The sequence below is a fragment of the Sporosarcina gallistercoris genome, from assembly GCF_050459885.1.
Taxonomy (GTDB): Bacteria; Bacillota; Bacilli; order Bacillales_A; family Planococcaceae; genus Sporosarcina; species Sporosarcina gallistercoris_A.
This window is the reverse complement of the sequence record NZ_JBCMNO010000012.1, coordinates 334,635-354,572: the sequence shown is the minus strand read 5'-3', so window position 1 is coordinate 354,572 and position 19,938 is coordinate 334,635. Positions and strand designations below refer to the sequence as shown.

Genomic DNA, 19,938 nt, shown 5'->3' with positions numbered 1-19,938 from the left:
TTATCACCTGAAAAAACTGGTTCTAAATCAAATGTTGGGGTGATGTGAGTTGCACGTCACCCTTCAACCTAAATGAATCCCAATTTCTTTATACTTCATGTTTAATAAGATCTTCGCTCTGAAGTGATCGAAACGTTTAAAGCCATAGGCATTGCGTTTCATCACTTTTGTTTTGTTATTAATGCCCTCTAGGAATCCGTTTGAGTACTGAAAGGAGAAACTGTTTAGGATTTCCACTTGCCAGTTTTTAAGCGTTTGAATCGCTTTTAAAAACGCTGGAATCTGAGCTTTCTCTACCTTTCGGTAAAAGTCTTGTAATCGTCTTTTTACCTCGACTACATCCTCTGTTTTCTTTGCCCAATCGAACCATTCACAATAGGCTTCCTTTAATTCGTAAGCTGTCTTCAACTCGTCTGACATACTTAGGTATCGATTCAGATACCAACGATGTTTGTCAGTTAGTTTTTCACTCCGCTTATAAAGCACATGCCGCATTCGCTTGCACTTCTTGCGGTCATACGCATGCCATTCTTTCTGGACTTTCCGACGTACTTCATCAATTGCCCAATAAATATACCGACAGTAATGAAAGCGGTCAGCGACAATGACTGGCCGACCTAACACCGTCTTCACAGCTGCTTTAAAGCTTGGATTCATATCCATCACGACAAGTTCTACGTCAGTTCCATACTGATAAAGGTAGTCTTTGATGGTGTCTTTTCTGCGGTTCGGTAAGATATCTAGAGGTTCATGAGTTTCTGCATTCGCGATGATCAGTTGATAGGTACCTGCATCCGTATCGCCTTTATATTCATCAATCGCAATCGCTTTAGGCAATCTAACTCCTGTTTTCATCTCATTTTTCGCTACTTCTTTAAAGCGACGAATGACTGTTGAGCTTGATGTGCCTAACACTTCTCCTGCTTCTTTGAAGGACTTCGCTTTCACACTTCGAATTCGAACCACACGGTTCCACTCTCTGGAGTACCGTTGATATTTATCTACGAATGGGGATTTCTCCGCAAATCTTTTCCCACAAGGACATGCATACCGACGGCGTTTGTAAAATAAAATACTCAATCGTTCAAACCACTTGAGGTGTTTGATTTTTTGAATGCGATAATCATGGATTTTCTTCGTCATCGTTCCGCAAGCAGGGCATGGATGAGGCTTTAAAGGCAGTGAAACATGGAGTGCGATTCGATCTCCAACCTCTTCGATTTTCTTAACCTCTACACCTTTTAAACCCGGAATATTCATGGTATTATTCATATGCACGCATCACCTTTCATTTACTTGTTTCTCGACAATTCAAGTATAAAAGAAATGGTGATTGCGTGCATTTTTTATTCAAATTGAGCCTACACCCCAACAAATATTATAGAACCTAAATTTACGTATAGTCATACAATCCCCTCCAAAGTTTGAATTGTTAAAAGTATAGCAAACTTCATTTGAATGACAAGAACCCCATGCCACTCGGCAAGGGGTTCTTGTCATTCTTCATTTACAGCTGTTTTCGGCTGCTACTAAGCCATCATAAATGATACGATCTTTTGAAAAGGCTTGTTTGTACGTAGCTAAACCATGAAGTTTCATCTGGATCATGCAATTTGCACAAACAAGTTTATAGGTGCTATTCAGTCGCTCAGCATTGATCCACGCAGTCTCTTCGAACCGATAGTCTTGGTCGTTTTCATCGACTAACTTTTTCAGAAGATGTCTGCTGCTATATAGTTCCTGCTGACCATATGTTCTTTTCAATTCGATGACTTCACGTGTTCCCGGCAGCGATGCAAGCAACGCCTTTCGATCGAGTGCATGACCCAGTTCGTGGAGAGTCAACGCCTGCACGTAATCCTTCAAAGGGAACACGTTCTTCATTTCAGATTTCGCACTGAGTAGCCGATCGGTGTCCACAAGAATGCAATGTTTAATAAAATCATACATCATATTCACACCTGTAGTCCTTGGCATCACGTCAATTTCCATTCCAACTGCAGCAATTGTACCGCGTATAATCATTTGGATCTCCTGATCTACACAATCCTTCATTCTCTTACCTTGCTCTCTCTGTAGATATCCTTCCCTTCAGAAATGGAAAGGTTTGTCTAGTTTAAAACGATTGCTATCCTATTGCAATAACTTATGATAGTTTTCATAAGTTCATCACAGTTTCTCATGGATTGTGTTTCACTATATTCCTGGACATAAAAAGACTACTGGGGCAGCTATGTCTTGCACGCTCCCAAACAGTCCAGTAATAATTCACACCTATTTACATTGCTTTTTTAAGCTGCAACGATTCGATTGTGTCTTTCAATTGTTTCAAGTGTCGTTTTTCATGCAATCCGACGAACGGGAACCATTGACATAATGGTATTTGCCCAAAAATCGGATGCTTGCATGATTTTTTCATCAACGCCTCTTTGTTGCTGCTATCGTACACATCCAGCAAAAACAGCCGTGATGTGTGTAATTCCTGTTTCATTTCGCATAGCGTTTTAAATGTATCCGAAGGAACTGTTCGTCCTGGAGCTTCTACTTTAATGATACGGTTCGTTGAAATGGAAATCGGCTTCTTCATCGCTTTCGGGCTTTCCGGATTCTTTAGTTCCTTTGCCACATTCGAGGCGATGAGCGTTTCCATGAGCGAGAGATGCTCGAGGATTTGTTTCGGTGACCAGCCACCATTGGCAGGTTTCCGATTGAGTTCCTCATTTGTCAGTCCCTGGACTGCTTGTAAAATCTTTTTACGCACTTTGTTATTGCCTTCAAAAACCATAGTACCCCTCCTACGCGGTTTTCGCGTCTGCATTCTCTCTGAAATATATTAGAAGCATACGCTCATATTCAAGAAAAAGGAACCCTAATTCCAACTGTCAGAATAGTAAATGTACACCCTTTTTCCAGCTCATCAGACATCGATCATAGACCACCTTCCACTTGAATACAACCTTTATGGGTTAAGCCTAGTATAAAAGGGTTTTCGGATGGTTTCTGCAAGTGAAAAAAAGAGACTTCGGACTTAAAAAACAGGCTCTCCTAAGAGAACCTGTTTCCTTATTTTATGATGGCATCGGCGTATCCGTTGGACGCGCGTACCCTTTGTTATAATCGGTATCGATTGTTTTACGGATTTCTTTCAACGATTTACCTTCTTGTGACATCTTGACAGACTTAACGGCGATTTCTACACAGACATCGCAGCGAGTTCCATGGTCATCCCAGACAACGGAGCCGTCTTTACGGATTTCATCCACAAAACAATTCAAGTTGCTGCCATGATCCGCACTATCTGCACATCCGCAATAGCAAGGCATGTATTTTAAAATATCTTCTGCATGTCCTGCAACTTGATAGACAAGTTGAAGATCCTCGGATTTGTCATTGAGGAATGCAGGGAGCTCTTCCGCAGATGCAGTGACTTGCTGTAAGTCGCCATTCGGAAGTTGTTTTTCTTCTCCTATGGCTAATGCTGGCTTTTCTTCGTGCTGCTGCTCTGTAGCCGTTTTCCCACTGCATGCGGCGAGAACAATCACAAGTACAGCTAAGATCGGCATGAGGCGTTTGTTCATGGACATGTCGACTCCTTTTCTTGAAGGTTGTCCTCTCAGCATACAGGATTCCACTCACTTATGCCGTTACAATATTGTGGCAACTTACCGGCCGAGCATTTTAGAAGGGTCTACCCACTCATTGAACTGCTCTTCCGTTAAGAGTCCTGTTTTGAGTGCCGCTTCCTTCAGAGTCGTTCCTTCCTTGTGAGCCGTCTTCGCGATCTTCGCAGCATTTTCGTACCCGATATGCGGATTCAGTGCAGTTACGAGCATGAGTGAGTTTTTCACTTTGTTGTCGATTTCTTCACGGTTCGGTTCAATGCCCACCGCACAATTATCGTTGAAGCTGATCATGCCATCTGCAAGCAATTTTGCTGTTTGCAAGAAGTTGAAGATGATCACGGGCTTAAATACGTTGAGCTCGAAGTTCCCTTGGCTCGCCGCAAAACCGATTGTCGCGTCATTCCCCATGACTTGCGCAACGACCATCGTCAACGCTTCACTTTGTGTCGGGTTCACTTTGCCTGGCATGATGGAACTCCCTGGTTCGTTTTCAGGAATCGTAATTTCACCGATACCTGAGCGCGGTCCGCTAGCAAGCCAACGAACGTCATTGGCGATTTTCATAAGATCAGCGGCAAGTGCTTTCATTGCACCATGTGTGTAAACGACTTCGTCATAACTCGTCAACGCGTGGAACTTGTTTTGTGCTGACGTGAACTCGATTCCGACTGACTTGGAAATTTCTTCCGCGACTTTGTCTCCGAACCCTTTAGGAGCGTTCAGACCTGTACCGACTGCTGTTCCGCCAATTGCAAGTTCTTTCATCGATTGGACGCTGTCTTTCAACATCTTCTCGGTTTTCACAAGCATATGGTGCCAGCCGCTCATCTCTTGACCGAGTGTAAGAGGTGTCGCATCCTGCAAGTGTGTACGGCCGATTTTAATAATATCCTTGAACGCTTCAGACTTATCACCTAGCGTTTTCTTCAGTTTTTCAAGTGCCGGCAGCAATTCACGTTCTACTGCGATGACTCCTGACACGTGAAGCGCTGTTGGGAAAGTGTCGTTCGAGCTTTGTGATTTGTTCACATCGTCATTCGGGTGCAGTCGCTCAGACTCTCCCCATTCTTCAAGCAGCTGATTGCCGCGATTCGCGAGCACTTCGTTCATATTCATATTGGACTGCGTGCCGCTGCCGGTCTGCCAAACGACGAGTGGGAAGTGGTCGTCCCATTTGCCTTCCAACACTTCATTGGCTGCAGCAGCAATTGCTTTCATCTTCACTTCGGATAGATTCCCGAACGAGTGACTCGCAATCGCTGCAGATTTCTTCAAATGTGCAAAAGCTTGGATCACTCCAGTTGGAATGCGCTCTCCGCCGATTTTAAAGTTTTGTCTACTGCGTTGTGTTTGTGCGCCCCACAGCTTGTCCGCTGGAACTTGAATTTCACCAAACGTATCGTGCTCAATGCGGTATTCCATTCTGAAAACCCCTTTTCGCAAATAAATTCAATCTCTTCTTATCTATCATGCCGGAATTCATTAGTAAAATCAAAGATATTTGAATCGGATGAATGAGAAAAAGATCCGCCACAGTGAGCGGATCCATCTTTTACAATTCGCGGCGCAATGCATCGATGACATCGATCCGTGTCGCTTTACGTGCCGGACGCCAACCCGAAATCATGGCCACACTTATACTGATCGCAGAGGCGATGACCACGAGTTGCCATGGGATGATGGAAAACGTGACTTCCAGGTCGCCGAAACCTTCTTCACCCAGTGCTGCTCCGACGATGATTGGCAGTAAATAATTTGCCAGAATACTAATCGCATAGGAGAGGATGACCGCAATGACGGTTCCGATGATGCCAATCCATGCGCTTTCCAGTAGAAATAACCGTTGGATCAGTTTCGGCTTCGCTCCAAGCGCTTTCATCACACCGATTTCTCTCGTACGCTCAGTCACCGCCATCGTCATTGTATTGAAAATTCCAATTGAGGAAATCAAGATAGCAATCGTTCCGACAAAAATCAGTCCTGCTTTTAAAGCTAAGAAGAACACATCAATCTGTTCCAATTCTTCGGATATGGAATACACAGAATAGCCTTCATCCTTTAACGAATCCGTTATACCCTTTACATATTGCAGCTCATCCGCGTAAATATTCAAATTCGGGTTAAACAGCGATTCTTCGCTTTCTTCCGGTTTATGACGGTCGTAAATGGCTTCCAGCTCTGACATGAGCGAAGCATCTGCATAGAGTTTCGTGTCGGAGATAAAGTCTTTCGAAGGAGCCTTTGCAATTCCGACAATCGTCAGCTTAACAGGCTCTTTGTAGGACTCAATTGTTTCGTAGCTTCCGATTTTGTAGGTGATTTCTTTCCCTAGCAGTTCCCCTTCATAATGAGGCCATTCTAGTTCCGCTTGTTCCTCTTCACTTAATTCCTTGCCTTCTTGCTCATTTTGAAATCTTTCAACTTCGTCTTCATTCATTAAATTCCCAGCGAAGTCACTTCCCACAACCACTTCATATTTGGACTTGGGTAATCGTCCTTTGTCTAAAGCAAACCCTGCTTTTTGTTCTTCCCCAAAGTCTGAAACGACAAGAGCGCTTGAGGTAGTATACTTATCCAGCGTAGTTTCCTGGAATCCATTCACTTCTTGCCTAAGAACTACGGCTTTTACATGATCCAGTGTTTTCATCTTGTCCGCTTTCTCTACATCGAGATCTGCGCTGTACACTTCCACTTGTGTCACAAGCCGATTATCAAGAATCTCCTTTTTCAATGTATCTTGAATGCCAAAACCGACGGAAGCCAGAATGATAAGGAAGGAAGTTCCCATTGTGGCGGCTAAAATCGTCATGAAAACGCGCAGTTTGTTCTTTTTAATATGTTGGCTCACAAAATCAATCTGATCTTTAAACTGCATGATGCACACCCCCCGCTTTCAATACACCGTCATGCATTTGGTACGTCTCATCCGCAATTGACGCGACTTCATCGTCATGTGTAATAATGACGAACGTAATCCCCCGTGATTCGTTCAGTGAACGGATGAGCGCAAGGATTTCCTGTTCCGTTTCCGAATCCAAGCTGCCTGTCGGTTCATCCGCAAAAATAATTGGCGGATTTGTAATGAGTGCACGGGCGATACTGACACGCTGCTGCTGCCCACCGGATAACTCATTCGGGTAATGGTCTTGCACTTCTTTCAGTCCGACGTATTGGATGAGTTGTTGCACTAGTTTCGAGCGTTCCGCTTTTGAGGTACCTTGCAGTTTTAATGGCAGTTCAATGTTCTCGAATGTTGTAAGGCCAGGCATAAGCTGAAAGTTTTGAAAGATGAACCCGAATTGGTCGAGCCGGAATTCCGCGCTTTCGGTTTCATTGAAATTGGATGTCTCTGTTCCATTGACCGTAATTTTGCCGCTTTCCGGCTTCAGAAACCCAGCCATGATATGGAGCAATGTCGATTTCCCTGATCCGCTTCTTCCAACTATCGAGACGATTGAGCCTTTCTGTACTTCAAACGATAGGTCCTTTAAGACAGGCACCGGTCGTTCTTTACCTTTTTTACCAATTTTGAATGAATGATGAATATGTTCTACACGAATCAATCTGTCGTCCTCCTCTGACTTGCTGATACTTTGAGTATGACAGGCAATTCTTTAGAAGTAGTGTATGGATATATGAAGAATTTCTTAAGATGGAGGAATGCTTGACTAGTCGGCTGTCTGAGGAGAAGGTATTGACTGGGTGAAGGGCACTGAGGGGTGTGCTGTTTGCGAGGAGTCAAGCCACGGGCGGCACAGGGTTATGATCATTTTAGGAGTTTTATGATCAGAATTTCTAGTTTATGATCACTTTTCTGGAGTTATGATCATTTCTCCAGGTTTATGAGCACTTTTCTACTTTTATGAGCGTTTTCCCTCGATTATGAGCGCTTTTCTGCTTTTATGAGCGTTTTCATACGTTTATGAGCACTCTTCTGCTTTTATGAGCATCCTTCCACATTCAGTCCAACAAAAAAGCTGTTCTCTCCGTAAAATTCGGTAGAGAACAGCTTTTATCATTCAATTATCTGAAGCTTCGTTTGCCGCTGCCTCTTCAGTTGACGCAGCTAATGGAGAACGAGGTTTCTTGAGTTCTTCTGCCAGGTTATCCAGACTTGGGCGCAACGTTCCTTTACCAGCGTAACTTTCCAGCATTTCTTTGATGTTAAGACCTGTTGTTGCTCCTAATGATTCCTGCATAGTAGCCATGAGATCTGTTGCATAGCCAGTTACTTTGTTGGCACCCCCGCCTTCTCCGCTTCCTGTATCGACCACTGTAATCTTATCGATGTTAGCAAGTGGACTTGCGACTTGTTTCGCATATTCCGGTAGCATGCCGACGATCATATCGAGCATAGCCGCCTGACCATAGTGTTCGAATGCTTCGGCGATTTTGCGCTTCGCTTCTGCTTCTGCAAGACCTTTCAAACGGATGATTTCCGCTTCGGATTCACCTTGAGCGCGCTGGGAATCGGCACGAGCTGTACCATCGAGGCGCACTTTTTCAGCATCGGCCGCTGCGCGTGCTTCGATGCGGTATTTCTCAGCATCCGCTTCAGCAAGTTGACGGGATTTCTCGGCTGCGGCATTTTGTTCAATTGCGTAACGGTCCGCATCCGCTTTTTTCTTAACTTCCGAGTCATATTGACGTTCGCGACGTTGAATCTCTTTTTCTTCAAGTTCGATTTGTTTCTGACGCTCGATGATTCGGATTTGCATTTCTTGCTCCATGACTTCCTGCTTGGAACGGGCTGTTTGCAACTCATACGCTTGGTCAGCACGTGCACGAGCCGCGTCTTGCTCCAAACGATATTCTGCTACTTTCAATTGATTCTCTTTTTCGGCTTCAGCAATTTCAGTTGCACGTTCGATTTCAGCTTTTTGTGCTTCCTTAGAAGCCTCTGCGTTCTTGATGCGTGTTTCTTTCTCTGAAATCGCTGTTGCAATATCTGCGTCACGTTTAACCTGAGCGATACGCGGCTTCCCGAGCGAATCGAGGTAACCGTTTTTATCCCTGACATCCTTGATCGTGAACGATACGATCACTAAGCCCATTTTCGCTAAGTCTTGTGACGCTACGCGTTGGACTTCTTGTGAGAATTTGTCCCGGTTCTTATAGATTTCTTCTACTGTCATTGATCCTAAGATGGAGCGGAGATGACCTTCCAATACTTCTTTCGCTTCGTTCTCCCGGTCTTCTTTCGATTTCCCTAGGAATTGCTCCGCAGCTGTCGCAATTTCGGAAATCGATCCGCCAATCTTGATGATTGCCGTGCCGTCCGCCATGACTGGCACACCTTGTTCTGTATACACTTCAGGCGTTGTCACTTCAAGCTTGCTAGACAGCAGACTGAGTGGAGCTGCTTGTTGGAACACCGGCAGGACGAACGTTCCGCCTCCACGGATGATCTTTACTCTGTTCCCCGAGTCGTCGGTATGGACATTTTTTGTTCCGATATAACTACCAGTAACAATCAATGCTTCGTCCGGACCGACTGTTCGGTACTTTGTTACGTATACAAGAATGACAGCTAACACAACAAATACGGCGATAGCAATAGCAATCCACATTCCAGATAATTCAATTGGCATGTTGGTTCCCCCTTAAGCTAGTAAGATTATTTGAAACGGAAAGGTTCGTATTCTTTGACGATGAACGTCCCTGAATCCACTTCAATAATGAGCACTTCTTTCCCATAGTCAATCGGATGATTCTCGTAACCCGATGCTCGTTTCGACAATACGCCATTGACTGTTTCGATGACAATTTCACCGAATCCATCAGCAGGAATCGGAACAATGACTTTTGCAACATTCCCTGCAAGCGACTCATCAGTGTACGCAATAGAGACTTCTGCCGACTTAAGTGGCAACAATATGAAAAAGTATAGTAAAAAGTCGAGTATTGCACCGGCAGCAAGTGAGATGCCCAGTATAAGTCCACTTCCGAGTCCCGTAGCCAATTCCAGTACATATCCCCACGTTGCTGTTAATGTAATGAAGGGCAGAAGCACCGCTGGATCTAATAGAGGAAATAAATCACCGGCACCATCCGTTAAATCACTGAAGAATAAGTAGAGCAGTGTAGCCATTCCCGCAACAATTATTATCGGCAAATACAGTTCCTGAATCGTCATGCCGAACAGTTCCATTTCAAACACCCCCTTATGTCTATTCTATACGTAAGAGTTTTAAAAAGGATTCATTTGCATGAATATTTCGTTACCGAAATTTTAAAATGGTTATTTTCTGGCTATTTTGTAAACGATTTAAGGAGTAATAACTTTTTTGTCGAAAAAACGCAGATTATGTTCGTCTTACAGCTTCGAATTTGCTATGATAGATAAGTTATCAAACAATACACTTTCCGTTAATCGGATGGAGGTCAGACATGTTCAGTCCAAGAAAAACAGATCCCTTTTTTGCTGCTTTGCTAACGATTGCAGAACACGTGCAAGAAGCGATGCACTATGCAAATGATTATAAAGTGACGTCCGTTGCAGACTTGAAAGAAGTCAGCATCCGTCTCAAAAAATACGAGACGGAAGGCGATGACCTGATTCACGAACTCATCACCAAACTGAACACATCATTCATGACACCAATCGAGCGAGAGGACATTTTACAGCTCGCTATCAAGATGGATGACATCTTGGATGGAATCGAACATTTCGCTGCCAACTTGGAAATGTTTTCGTTAATCGATATCGATGAGTACGTCCAGACATTCATGGATAACATCGTGAAAAGTTCTGACGAAATCGTCAAAGCGATGAAGTTGTTAGAACGCAGGAAACTTGTGGAAATGCGAGATCACGCGGTTACCATCAAAGAATATGAACGGATTTGTGACGAAGTGCTCCGTACTTCCATCAAGCAATTGTTCATCCGCGAAACGGATCCAATCCGGATCATCCAATTTAAAGATATTTACGAATTGCTAGAAGATATTGCGGATTACTGTCAGGATGTCGCCAACACAATCGAGACGATCATCATGCGTAACGCTTAAGGGGGCAAACTGATGGATACAGTATTGCTTCTCACAATTATGATTGTAGTTTTTGCGCTAGCATTTGACTTCATCAACGGGTTTCACGACACAGCAAATGCGATTGCCACTTCTGTTTCAACACGCGCACTAAAGCCTCGGGCTGCCATTTTGCTTGCAGCAACGATGAACTTTGCAGGTGCTTTGACGTTCACTGGTGTGGCAAAAACCATTTCAAAAGATATTGTGGATCCGTTCACATTGGAAAACGGATCCCTAGTCATATTAGCCGCCCTCCTTTCGGCGATCATCTGGAATTTGTTGACTTGGTACTTCGGTATTCCATCAAGTTCCTCACACGCCTTAATCGGTTCGATAGCAGGCGCAGCCATCTCAGCTGCAGGCGTCGGCGTTTTAAATTACAATGGCTTCCTTAAAATAATGCAGGCTCTTTTAATTTCACCTGTCATAGCTATCGTCGGTGGATTTGTTGTCATGACTATCCTTCGCACTGTCCTAAAGAACCGGAATCTGTTTAAAGCCAACAGACGGATTCGGCATTTGCAAATTCTCACTGCTGCGATCCAGTCGTTTACGCATGGTACAAACGATGCTCAAAAAGCAATGGGGATCATAACGATGGCCCTCATCGCTGCCAATCTTCAAACAGGCGATGACATTCAATTGTGGGTTCGAATTGCGGCTGCTACTGCGATGGGGATCGGGACTTCAATCGGTGGATACAAAATCATTAAAACTGTCGGTGGCAAGATCATGAAAATCCGTCCAATCCACGGAGCTGCTGCTGATTTGAACTCTGCTGCGATCATTTTTGGCGCTACTCTTCTTCATTTGCCTGTATCTACGACTCATGTCATTTCTTCCTCCATTATGGGAGTGGGCTCAGCGCAACGCGTTAAAGGGGTCAAATGGGGCACTGCAAAGAAGATTATCATCACCTGGGTGATCACAATGCCAATCTCGGCACTAGTGGCAGCTATATTGTACCAATTGCTTAACTTGTTGTTTTAATTAGAACATATGGGTTGCTTTGCCAACTGCTGTTTGGTATGATTAGGAGGAATTATTTTTGTTCGGTGCGATGGTTAAGTTCTCTTGACCCTTTCAAGACTTGAGCAAGAATAGTAACACAGTGTATGCGAAATTCGCATACGAGGAGGAAACAAACATGGAACATGGTAAAGTAAAATGGTTTAACGCAGAAAAAGGTTATGGTTTCATCGAACGTGAAGATGGCGACGACGTATTCGTACACTTCTCAGCAATCCAAGGCGAAGGCTTCAAGACTCTTGAAGAAGGCCAGGATGTAACTTTCGAAATCGAGCAAGGCCAACGCGGTCTTCAAGCTACAAACGTTGAAAAGAACTAATTGACTTAAACCTTTCAAAACCGTTCCCTTCCAGGGAACGGTTTTTTTATGCCTTTTTGGATGATGAATGGCTTCTTCCCCCTCATTTCCTTCCTTTTTTCGCTCCGTCTAATTGTCACTCCCCATTCCTGGTCATACTCTTGAATTCGTTCAACTAAACAGTTCCATTCTCCATAACTACCCGCTATGATGAACATAACGAAACTTACATACGAAAGAAGGACTCAACATGAAAGCATTTTCCGGCTTCGTCACTACCCGTTATAAATGGATCATTACGTTCTGGCTGCTCTTACTAATCGGACTCGCCCTGTTTGCAATCCGCCTGCCGGGTCTTTTAGAAGGTGATGGGTTCCGAATGGATGGTGAGCAAGAAGACGTTTCCAATATGTTGACGCAAGACTTCCATCAACCGGACGAGACGATGTTTCTTGTATTCGAAGGGAAAACCGACGATGAAATTTCGGATGCCCTCACTGCAATCAAAAATTTGAACATTACAACCGGCATCCTTTCTCCACTGGATGAAACAGCCCAGCACAAAGAGGATATCGCCTATGCGATGCTTCAATTCGACGACAGTGAAAGCGACAAATCAGGACTCGTCACTGAGATTCGTGATGCGGTGGGAACAGACGACGGCATCACACTTACCGGACAATCACCGATCACTAAGGATATTAACGCAGCAAGTCAAAAAGATTTAATGGTCGCAGAAGCAATCGGACTCCCCATTGCACTTATTGTGCTTCTATTTGCATTCGGCACTGTTGTCGCTTCAATAGTCCCCCTCCTAATCGGGGTGGCAACGATTGTTACGTCATTCGGGATTCTCTCATTGTTTGGCGAGACCATGGATTTGTCCATCTTCGTGCTCAACATCATTCCGATGCTTGGACTCGCACTCAGTATCGATTTTGCGTTATTGTTCATCAGTCGTTATCGGGAAGAGCGAAAACTTCAATCGATTCCCGAAGCCGTCCGAACAACAATTGAAACTGCTGGTCGATCGATTATTTTCTCAGCATTTTGTGTATTTATCGGACTTGGCGCCATGCTGCTCATCCGCGTGGATATCTTCCAGAACATCGCTCTTGGCGGGATGATTGTTGTTTCGATGGCTGTACTTTCATCCATCACGCTCTTGCCGGCTGTACTGCTTGTACTGAAAGAACGGATTGACAAAGGGAAGATTCTGCGGGTCAACACAGGAACGGACCGCTGGCGTTTCTTTGCAGAACAGGTCATCAAACGCCCAGTCCTCATTACTATTGGCGCACTCCTATTACTTGGAATTGCATTGATTCCCGTACGCAACATGACGCTGACAATTCCACAGATTGACTCATTGCCACTTTCATACGACACCCGCTCTGCTTATGAGAATATGGAAGATGCTTTCGGAATGCGCGACGAATCGACGGCATTTGTGATCGCAGAACGTACAGGCGGTTGGGAAGATGAGGACGGATTGAATGCACTGCTAGACGTTCAAAAGGCTCTTGAAAAAGACGCACTTACGGGGAAAGTGACAACCGTTTTCTCTGAAAGCGGCATCGACCAGCCGGATGATCTGGCCCAAGCCTTGCAAGTACCCGAGCAATCCGCACAGTTACAGCCTTTACTCAAATCATTCATCACAAAAGACCTCCTTATGATTCCAGTTACGCTGGAAGCGGATGGGGCGTCCAATGAAGCGCAGGAATGGGCAAGGAAATGGTCTGAGAAAGAAACCCCTTGGAACTTACAGATCGGCGGAGAAGCAAAATTCAACCAAGAAATATTCGACGAAATTGCAGACAATATCGTTTTTGCATTACTCATTATCATCGTTTCAACGTTCATCATCTTAATGATTGCGTTCCGTTCACTGCTCATCCCGTTTAAGGCGATTTTGATGAACATTATCGGACTGTCTGCCTCGTTCGGACTGCTCGTCTACATTTTCCAATATGGTCATTTCGGACTCCATCCCGGAACGATTGCACTGATTATTCCGGTCATCGTATTCAGCCTCGTATTCGGTCTTAGTATGGACTACGAAGTTTTCCTGATTTCCCGCATGCAGGAATCTTATTTAGAAACTGGAGATAATGACAAATCGACGGTTGAAGGACTGGCATCGACAAGTAAAGTCATCACGTCCGCTGCGCTCATCATGATTGTACTGACAGGTGCATTCGCTTTCACAGATGTCATGCCTGTAAAGCAAATCGGTGTCGGCATCGCAATTGCAGTCGCAATTGACGCCACTATCATCCGTTTGTTACTCGTTCCCAGCCTAATGAAACTGTTCGGAGACTGGAACTGGTGGTTGCCCTTCCGTAAGAAAAACTGAATGATAGCAAAAAGACGCATACTCCACGTCGGAGTGTGCGTCTTTTTCCATCAGCTTATGCCAGACCGTTCCATCCACTCTATCGAAGCTGGTGCGCCCATCGATGAATTCACATCACGCTGGTCGTGTTTGAACGTTGCCATGACTAAAAAGTAGATAGCCGCTACTGCAACAATGGTCAAAACAACCACTGCAATCGCAATTGCTTTGCCTTTCATCGGACGATCCCTCCGTCCTCCACTTTCTTAAATCCTTCTTCTCTCAAATAAGCTACCGCCTCTTGGTAATCCCCGAAGCTGTCTTCCAAATTCAACCCGTGATAGATATTCCATGCACCGTTCTCTTCTTTCAGCTCAAGCTGGGAATTGTGCCCGTCTAGCCAAATTTCTTCAACCCGCTCTGCTTCTGTTCCCTCCTCAGCTAATCCTGCGATAGCGTCTTCGATCGTCTTCCGTAATTCCGCTTCAGAAGCATCACGAACATTCACGAGACCACGGCTGTCTGGTTCATATCCGGGCACGTCCGCAACGTAAACGAACGCATTGCCATTCGGATGCAGATGCTGAACGACAACAGTCTTGTCAAATTTACTTTCTGCATAATGATAATTGACCCGCTTCATGGAAACGTCTTTTCGTGACAATTCCGGATAAGATTCAATGATTGTTTGTTTTTCTTCAAATGTTAGCATAGGTCCTATACACTCCTTGTTTGGTTCGTTTCAGTATATCATGATTCTTCGTGTATCAATAACCCGAACATCCGTGCGAAACCGATTGCTTGTTCCTTAGAAACGGTGCATGCCGAAATTTTAGACGGTGTCACTTCCAGCCGCTCAAATGTACAACCTGCCAGATTCACCCCCGCAAGATCGGTCTCTCTGAAATTCGCATTCTCCAATTGGGTTCGGGTAAGCTTCACATCTTTAAGGACACACTCATAAAAGTCCGACTCCGAAAACTGGGAATCCGCTAGCTGAACCGCCTGCAGCTTACTGAAACTGAAACCGCTGTAGCGGGCGTCACACTCCTCAAATCGTACATGTTTGACTACCGAATGATCGAAGTTCGCACCCGTCAATTTGCAATTCCGGAACTCACAACGCAATAAATCTGCATGTCCACCCTTCACATTTGAGAAATCGCATCTTTCAAAAACAGTATCGACAAATGAGGCACCGGATAAATCCATTTCTGCAAATGTACAATCTGTAAACACTGCATCATCCGTTGAGAGCTGCATTCCACTCGTGAAACGTAAATCTCCGCTCTCCATGTCAACGCCCCGAAGGGTTTCCGGATCTGCCGGAATTTGCTCAGCACGCAGCTTTTCCCTATGAGCTGACAACTTAGGTTTCTGAAATACTGCCTTCTTCATCCACTCACTCCTATCTTGTTTTCCATTCAGTAAATAAGACAATCACGATGACAACGGTAAATGCGACAATATAGAACCAATCCGGGATTGTACTCAGACCACCAAACATGACATCCACTCCTCAATATGTATCCTTCTTAGGCCCACCCGTACAAAACCCACTTCTTTCTCAAAGTATACCTGCATTCCACTCTTCTGGAAACTATCACCTCTTTAAAATAAAGGGTTCACGCTGTATTCAATCGACTTCGGCAAGGTATACTAAGAGTAGGAGGCGAATTATTTGAAACGATTATTATTGTTCATGCTACTTCTCGTTGCCCTCTTTCTCTCAAAACCTTACTGGGAAGAACAGGTCTCTAAGTATGTCGATCTATCCTTCTTAGACTCTATAGATGATAAGCTTGAAGACGTGGTCAACAAAGATACGATTGATTCGACAATCGATACATTACGGACGGCTACACAAGATCTTGCAGGAATCATTTCGGATAAAACAGAAGGATTGAGAGATGCGAAGCAGGCGGTCGACAAACCTGCACTTGCAAAGCCCACAGCCACCCCGATTTCCATCAACAACCTTGAAATTGGAGCATCTGCAGAACAAGTCACAGCTGCACTCGGTGAACCTAAGAACCAATCTCTCAATGAGTACGGAACCGAATGGCGAACGTATCATACGGATTACCAAAACTTCGTCATGGTCTCTCTCGATAAATCCAATCGCGTCGGTGCGATTTATACGAATGACGACCTCATCTCATCTACAGTCGGTGTTTCGTATGGGGCTTCAAAAGCAGATGTCCGTAAAGCACTCGGCCAACCGATGACTAAGATGCGAAAAGGGCTGAATGTGTTTGTCCTTCAAGAGGATGAAGGGATGGACCTTTTTAAACTCGGAAATGTCTATGCCTATGTATTTTATGACATTCACCAAGAAACAACTGTGACTGCCGTCGAACTCGTATCTGTGGAACTCGAGAACAACAAAAAATCGCTCTATGCTGAGCGAAGTGAAGCGCTCCGTAATGGTTTTGAACGCCAATTATTCGACCTTACTAATGCAGCTAGGGTTCGTCACGGCCGCTCCATCCTTTCCTGGGACAGTCAAGTTTCCGGTACTGCACGGAAACATAGTTCGAATATGGCGGACAATGACTATTTCAGCCATGATAATTTACAAGGCCTCTCTCCTTTCGACCGTATTAAAGAAGATGGCATAGGATTCAAACGGGCGGGTGAAAACTTGGCATATGGACAGTCCAGCAGCATCTTTGCACACGAAGGCTTGATGAATTCGAAAGGCCACCGCGAAAATATTCTTCTGAAAGATTATAGCAGCCTTGGTATCGGAGTCGACTTCAACCAAGAGATGCAGCCTTATTATACGGAAGAGTTTTTACTCAGATGAAAAACAGCCAGACAGCGCTTCGTGCGCCTGTCGGCTGTTTTTTCATTTGGTCTTGAGTTCCGCACAGGCAATCCGATCCCCTGAATTCCCGGCAGGATCCGTTTTATAATCATCTGCATCCGCATGAATGACGAGTGCACTGCCGTCCCCGTCTAACAGTGAGTTAGGTTTTCCAGGTTCCAATGTAAGGTTATGCATCGTCACTTTCACCGCGACTTTCCCGTCTTCTCCCACGGTCAAATTCGGTAAATCGCCAAGATGATACCCTTTCGGATTGTCAAAACCATGTTTTTTATCTGTAGGATTAAAGTGTCCGCCTGCTGATTTAAAATCAGGTGGTGTACATACAGCCTTTTCATGAAGATGGATGCCATGGATGCCAGGCTTCAGACCCTCGGCTCTCAAACTAATCGTGAGAGTACCCTCCACTTCCGTGAAATGGGCTTCACCAATTGGTTCGCCCTCTGTATTCAGTAAGCTCGCTTCAACCGCTTTTGTTGCCTCTGCATTCACGGAGACCTTTTTGTTCGCTCCACCGCATCCGCTTAAGACTATCAACATTATCGCAATAAGCATCCCTTCAACTAGACGTTTCATGTTGTTTGCCAACCTCCTTATGAGAAGGATGGCTGAAAACCGGTAAATTATGTGTCTTCATAGGTGTTTTTTCAAAGCTTTACTTCATCGCTCATTTCAAATACGTCAAAAATATCGCGCTGGATAATCAGTGACATGATTTTACCGTTCTTTTTAAAGTAATGGACGTTGCCGACTCGTGCTTCCACAATCTCCGTCCATCCCCACTTTTCGATTTCCGCCAAATATTCAGGGGGAGGCGTTCCTTCTTCGTCTCCGATGTTTTTCATTTTGTACTTGGCAGACTTTGCAATTTCCGTCGTACAGTCTTCCGGTTTTAGTTCGTACGCATTATTCGGTACAGGAAACCCTTCGTTAATGACCGCCATCCGATAGCCGTCTTCGTGTGCAAATGTATAAGAACAGCCAGACAGCAGCCACACGCCTATGATGAGTATCCCGGCAATCCTTTTCATCGAATCCACCTCCCGAATCGTTCTGTCACTTCAAGAATACTTCATAAATTCGGTCATGTCTTTAACGGTTTTGTGACAAAAAAACCGCCATGCGCAAAACGCAGCAGGCGGCTTTTCACTTATTTCAATTTCTGGATGATGCAGACTTTCAAGTAGTTGAATTCCGGATAATCCCGGTTTGTGCGGAAGTCTTTCGGCAAAGAGGATTCTTCCAGAATCTTGTACTTCGTGCCTGTCGCTTTGAACGCTTCATCAATAAACGTCTTGAACTTTTTCATACTGAAGCTTGCGTTGTTTGTAGATGCGACGATGAATCCTTTTTTCTCAGTAATCGCTATCGCATCCTGCAGCAGGGCAGTATAGTCTTTTGCTGAGCTGAATGTGTACTTTTTTGAGCGGGCAAAGCTTGGCGGATCTAAAACAACCACATCAAACTTCAGCTCATGACGCTTCGCATAACGGAAGTAATCGAAGACATCCATCACTTTGATATCTTGTGCTTCGTAGTCGATCCCATTTACACTGAACTGTTCAATCGTTTTCGCTAAACTGCGCTTCGCTAAGTCAACGCTTGTTGTCTTCACAGCCCCACCGCTTAACGCAGCGACTGAAAATGCACCTGTATAAGAAAACGTATTCAGCACATGACTGCCTTCTGAGTATTTGTCCCGCAGTGCTGCACGGACATCCCGCTGATCGAGGAAAATACCTGTCATGGCGCCATCATTCAAATCGACTGCAAAGTTCATACCGTTTTCTTTGACGATGATCGGGAAATCACCAGGAGTTCCTGATACGTAATCGTCCTGATCGATATACTGACCTTTTGTATCGAAGCGTTTTTTCTCATAAATCGCTTTTGCATTCACGATCTTATCAAGAACACCGTAAACATGATGCTTCATGGAGTAGATTCCTTCACTGTACCAGCTCACCATATAATACCCATCGAAGTAATCGATTGAGAGGCCGCCAATACCGTCGCCTTCTCCGTTGAATAGACGGTATGCAGTCGTTTGTGTGTTCAACTTAAAGTTGCTCCGACGTTCAATTGCCGCACTGATGCGGGATTCGAAGAAGTTGAAGTCAATGGCTTCCTCTTCTTTTCTCGTCAACACCCAGCCGATTCCTTTGTTTTGGTTTCCATAATAGCCTTTTGCAATGAATCGGCGGTTCCGGTCGATCAGACGAAGTAAATCGCCTTCTTCTTTTAAAACTTCAGGGTTCATGACAGCGTCTTTTAAAATGAGTGGATAGCCTTTCTTTAAAGCGATTCCACTTTTATCGTTTACGAGTACATCAATTGTTTTCATGTTTTCATCCTTTTCTACGGATATTTATGTCCGTTCACACATTTTCTTTATTATCGCACGTTTGGCTTGGAATTGCGATTCCTTGTTGATATTAGTTGAAGTATAGTACATCATGATACCGTTGTTTTTCGCTTCCGGCTGACGCTTTCTTACCTCGAGTCAAGCCTTTTATAAGGTTAATAATGAAGCTTATGAAGAAAATATCAACACTCAACCTTTGCTTTTCGTTTCAGGACTCGCTTTCCGGCGGGCATGGCTTGAGCCTCCTCGTACGCTTTGCTCCCTGCGGGGGCTCAAGGCTCATGCTATTCCCGCAGGAGTCGAGCCTTCCACTACAAGCAACTTTAATTTTAGAATGAAAAAACCTATCTAATTCAACTAAGGATGTGAAGTGAGTCGGTTTCCTTACACGAATTCTAAGATTCCAGCGTCCGCACGACTTCG

20 protein-coding genes are annotated in these 19,938 nt (G+C 44.5%); 5 read left to right on the top strand and 15 right to left on the bottom strand.

All coding sequences use genetic code 11. The features are described 5' to 3' along the window. Positions 1 to 63: 63 nt before the first annotated feature. The 9 genes from ABE021_RS09145 to ABE021_RS09105 all read right to left on the bottom strand — a co-directional run bounded on the left by ABE021_RS09145 (position 64) and on the right by ABE021_RS09105 (position 9,774). Entirely contained in the window at positions 64 to 1,278 is a 1,215-nt protein-coding gene (locus ABE021_RS09145; RefSeq protein ID WP_430288176.1) for an ISL3 family transposase, read from the bottom strand. 225 nt (positions 1,279 to 1,503) lie between these two features. After that, on the bottom strand, positions 1,504 to 2,025 hold the full coding sequence (locus ABE021_RS09140; protein ID WP_430288175.1) for an integrase: 522 nt from the start codon (positions 2,023 to 2,025) through the stop codon (positions 1,504 to 1,506). A 253-nt stretch (positions 2,026 to 2,278) separates the two neighbouring features. Beyond that, positions 2,279 to 2,785 (bottom strand): DinB family protein, encoded by a 507-nt coding sequence (locus ABE021_RS09135; protein WP_191688615.1) that lies wholly within the window; start codon positions 2,783 to 2,785, stop codon positions 2,279 to 2,281. Between the two features lie 283 nt (positions 2,786 to 3,068). After that, positions 3,069 to 3,578: a PCYCGC motif-containing (lipo)protein gene (locus tag ABE021_RS09130; RefSeq protein WP_430288196.1), complete on the bottom strand. Its 510-nt coding sequence runs from the start codon at positions 3,576 to 3,578 to the stop codon at positions 3,069 to 3,071. Positions 3,579 to 3,662: 84 nt separating this feature from the next. After that, on the bottom strand, positions 3,663 to 5,045 hold the full coding sequence (gene fumC, locus ABE021_RS09125) for a class II fumarate hydratase (RefSeq protein ID WP_430288174.1): 1,383 nt from the start codon (positions 5,043 to 5,045) through the stop codon (positions 3,663 to 3,665). A gap of 130 nt (positions 5,046 to 5,175) precedes the next feature. Beyond that, positions 5,176 to 6,498 carry an ABC transporter permease gene (locus ABE021_RS09120; RefSeq protein ID WP_430288173.1) on the bottom strand — a complete coding sequence of 441 codons (1,323 nt, stop codon included), beginning with the start codon at positions 6,496 to 6,498 and terminating at the stop codon, positions 5,176 to 5,178. Beyond that, positions 6,488 to 7,186 (bottom strand): ABC transporter ATP-binding protein, encoded by a 699-nt coding sequence (locus ABE021_RS09115; protein ID WP_430288172.1) that lies wholly within the window; start codon positions 7,184 to 7,186, stop codon positions 6,488 to 6,490. Before ABE021_RS09115 ends, ABE021_RS09120 begins: the two co-directional genes overlap by 11 nt. 456 nt (positions 7,187 to 7,642) lie before the next feature. Next, positions 7,643 to 9,193 carry an SPFH domain-containing protein gene (locus ABE021_RS09110; protein ID WP_430288195.1) on the bottom strand — a complete coding sequence of 517 codons (1,551 nt, stop codon included), beginning with the start codon at positions 9,191 to 9,193 and terminating at the stop codon, positions 7,643 to 7,645. 47 nt (positions 9,194 to 9,240) lie between these two features. After that, the gene (locus ABE021_RS09105) at positions 9,241 to 9,774 is read right to left on the bottom strand and encodes a hypothetical protein (RefSeq protein ID WP_430288171.1); all 534 of its coding nucleotides are present in this window, start codon (positions 9,772 to 9,774) and stop codon (positions 9,241 to 9,243) included. A gap of 239 nt (positions 9,775 to 10,013) precedes the next feature. Here ABE021_RS09105 and ABE021_RS09100 point away from each other — a divergent pair, with 239 nt between their 5' ends. The 4 genes from ABE021_RS09100 (at position 10,014) to ABE021_RS09085 (ending at position 14,341) form a co-directional block, all read left to right on the top strand. Further along, positions 10,014 to 10,634 (top strand): DUF47 domain-containing protein, encoded by a 621-nt coding sequence (locus tag ABE021_RS09100; protein ID WP_191688620.1) that lies wholly within the window; start codon positions 10,014 to 10,016, stop codon positions 10,632 to 10,634. A 12-nt stretch (positions 10,635 to 10,646) separates the two neighbouring features. After that, positions 10,647 to 11,645, top strand: coding sequence for an inorganic phosphate transporter (locus ABE021_RS09095; protein WP_430288170.1), 999 nt, complete (start codon positions 10,647 to 10,649; stop codon positions 11,643 to 11,645). Between the two features lie 157 nt (positions 11,646 to 11,802). Beyond that, positions 11,803 to 12,003, top strand: a complete 201-nt coding sequence (locus tag ABE021_RS09090) for a cold-shock protein (RefSeq protein WP_025783780.1) — start codon at positions 11,803 to 11,805, stop codon at positions 12,001 to 12,003. A gap of 229 nt (positions 12,004 to 12,232) precedes the next feature. Beyond that, positions 12,233 to 14,341 (top strand): MMPL family transporter, encoded by a 2,109-nt coding sequence (locus tag ABE021_RS09085; RefSeq protein ID WP_430288169.1) that lies wholly within the window; start codon positions 12,233 to 12,235, stop codon positions 14,339 to 14,341. Positions 14,342 to 14,391: 50 nt separating this feature from the next. On the opposite strand, the gene ABE021_RS09080 is transcribed toward ABE021_RS09085, so the two are convergent. The 3 genes from ABE021_RS09080 to ABE021_RS09070 are packed head-to-tail and all read right to left on the bottom strand — an operon-like array spanning position 14,392 to position 15,718. Then, a complete protein-coding gene (locus tag ABE021_RS09080; RefSeq protein ID WP_430288168.1) occupies positions 14,392 to 14,559 on the bottom strand; it encodes a hypothetical protein in 168 nt (55 codons plus the stop codon). Next, the gene (locus ABE021_RS09075) at positions 14,556 to 15,032 is read right to left on the bottom strand and encodes a hypothetical protein (protein ID WP_430288167.1); all 477 of its coding nucleotides are present in this window, start codon (positions 15,030 to 15,032) and stop codon (positions 14,556 to 14,558) included. Before ABE021_RS09075 ends, ABE021_RS09080 begins: the two co-directional genes overlap by 4 nt. Before the next feature lie 38 nt (positions 15,033 to 15,070). Further along, complete coding sequence (locus ABE021_RS09070; RefSeq protein WP_430288166.1) at positions 15,071 to 15,718, bottom strand: pentapeptide repeat-containing protein; 648 nt, start codon at positions 15,716 to 15,718, stop codon at positions 15,071 to 15,073. A 283-nt stretch (positions 15,719 to 16,001) separates the two neighbouring features. On the opposite strand from ABE021_RS09070, the gene ABE021_RS09065 reads away from it, so the two are divergent. Beyond that, positions 16,002 to 17,129: a CAP-associated domain-containing protein gene (locus ABE021_RS09065; RefSeq protein ID WP_430288165.1), complete on the top strand. Its 1,128-nt coding sequence runs from the start codon at positions 16,002 to 16,004 to the stop codon at positions 17,127 to 17,129. A gap of 42 nt (positions 17,130 to 17,171) precedes the next feature. Here the strand turns inward: ABE021_RS09065 and ABE021_RS09060 are convergent, their stop codons facing one another. The 3 genes from ABE021_RS09060 to ABE021_RS09050 all read right to left on the bottom strand — a co-directional run bounded on the left by ABE021_RS09060 (position 17,172) and on the right by ABE021_RS09050 (position 19,494). Further along, positions 17,172 to 17,726, bottom strand: a complete 555-nt coding sequence (locus ABE021_RS09060; RefSeq protein ID WP_430288163.1) for a superoxide dismutase family protein — start codon at positions 17,724 to 17,726, stop codon at positions 17,172 to 17,174. 71 nt (positions 17,727 to 17,797) lie between these two features. Next, positions 17,798 to 18,181 (bottom strand): hypothetical protein, encoded by a 384-nt coding sequence (locus ABE021_RS09055; protein ID WP_430288161.1) that lies wholly within the window; start codon positions 18,179 to 18,181, stop codon positions 17,798 to 17,800. 119 nt (positions 18,182 to 18,300) lie between these two features. Then, entirely contained in the window at positions 18,301 to 19,494 is a 1,194-nt protein-coding gene (locus ABE021_RS09050) for a class I SAM-dependent rRNA methyltransferase (protein ID WP_430288159.1), read from the bottom strand. Positions 19,495 to 19,938: the final 444 nt, after the last annotated feature.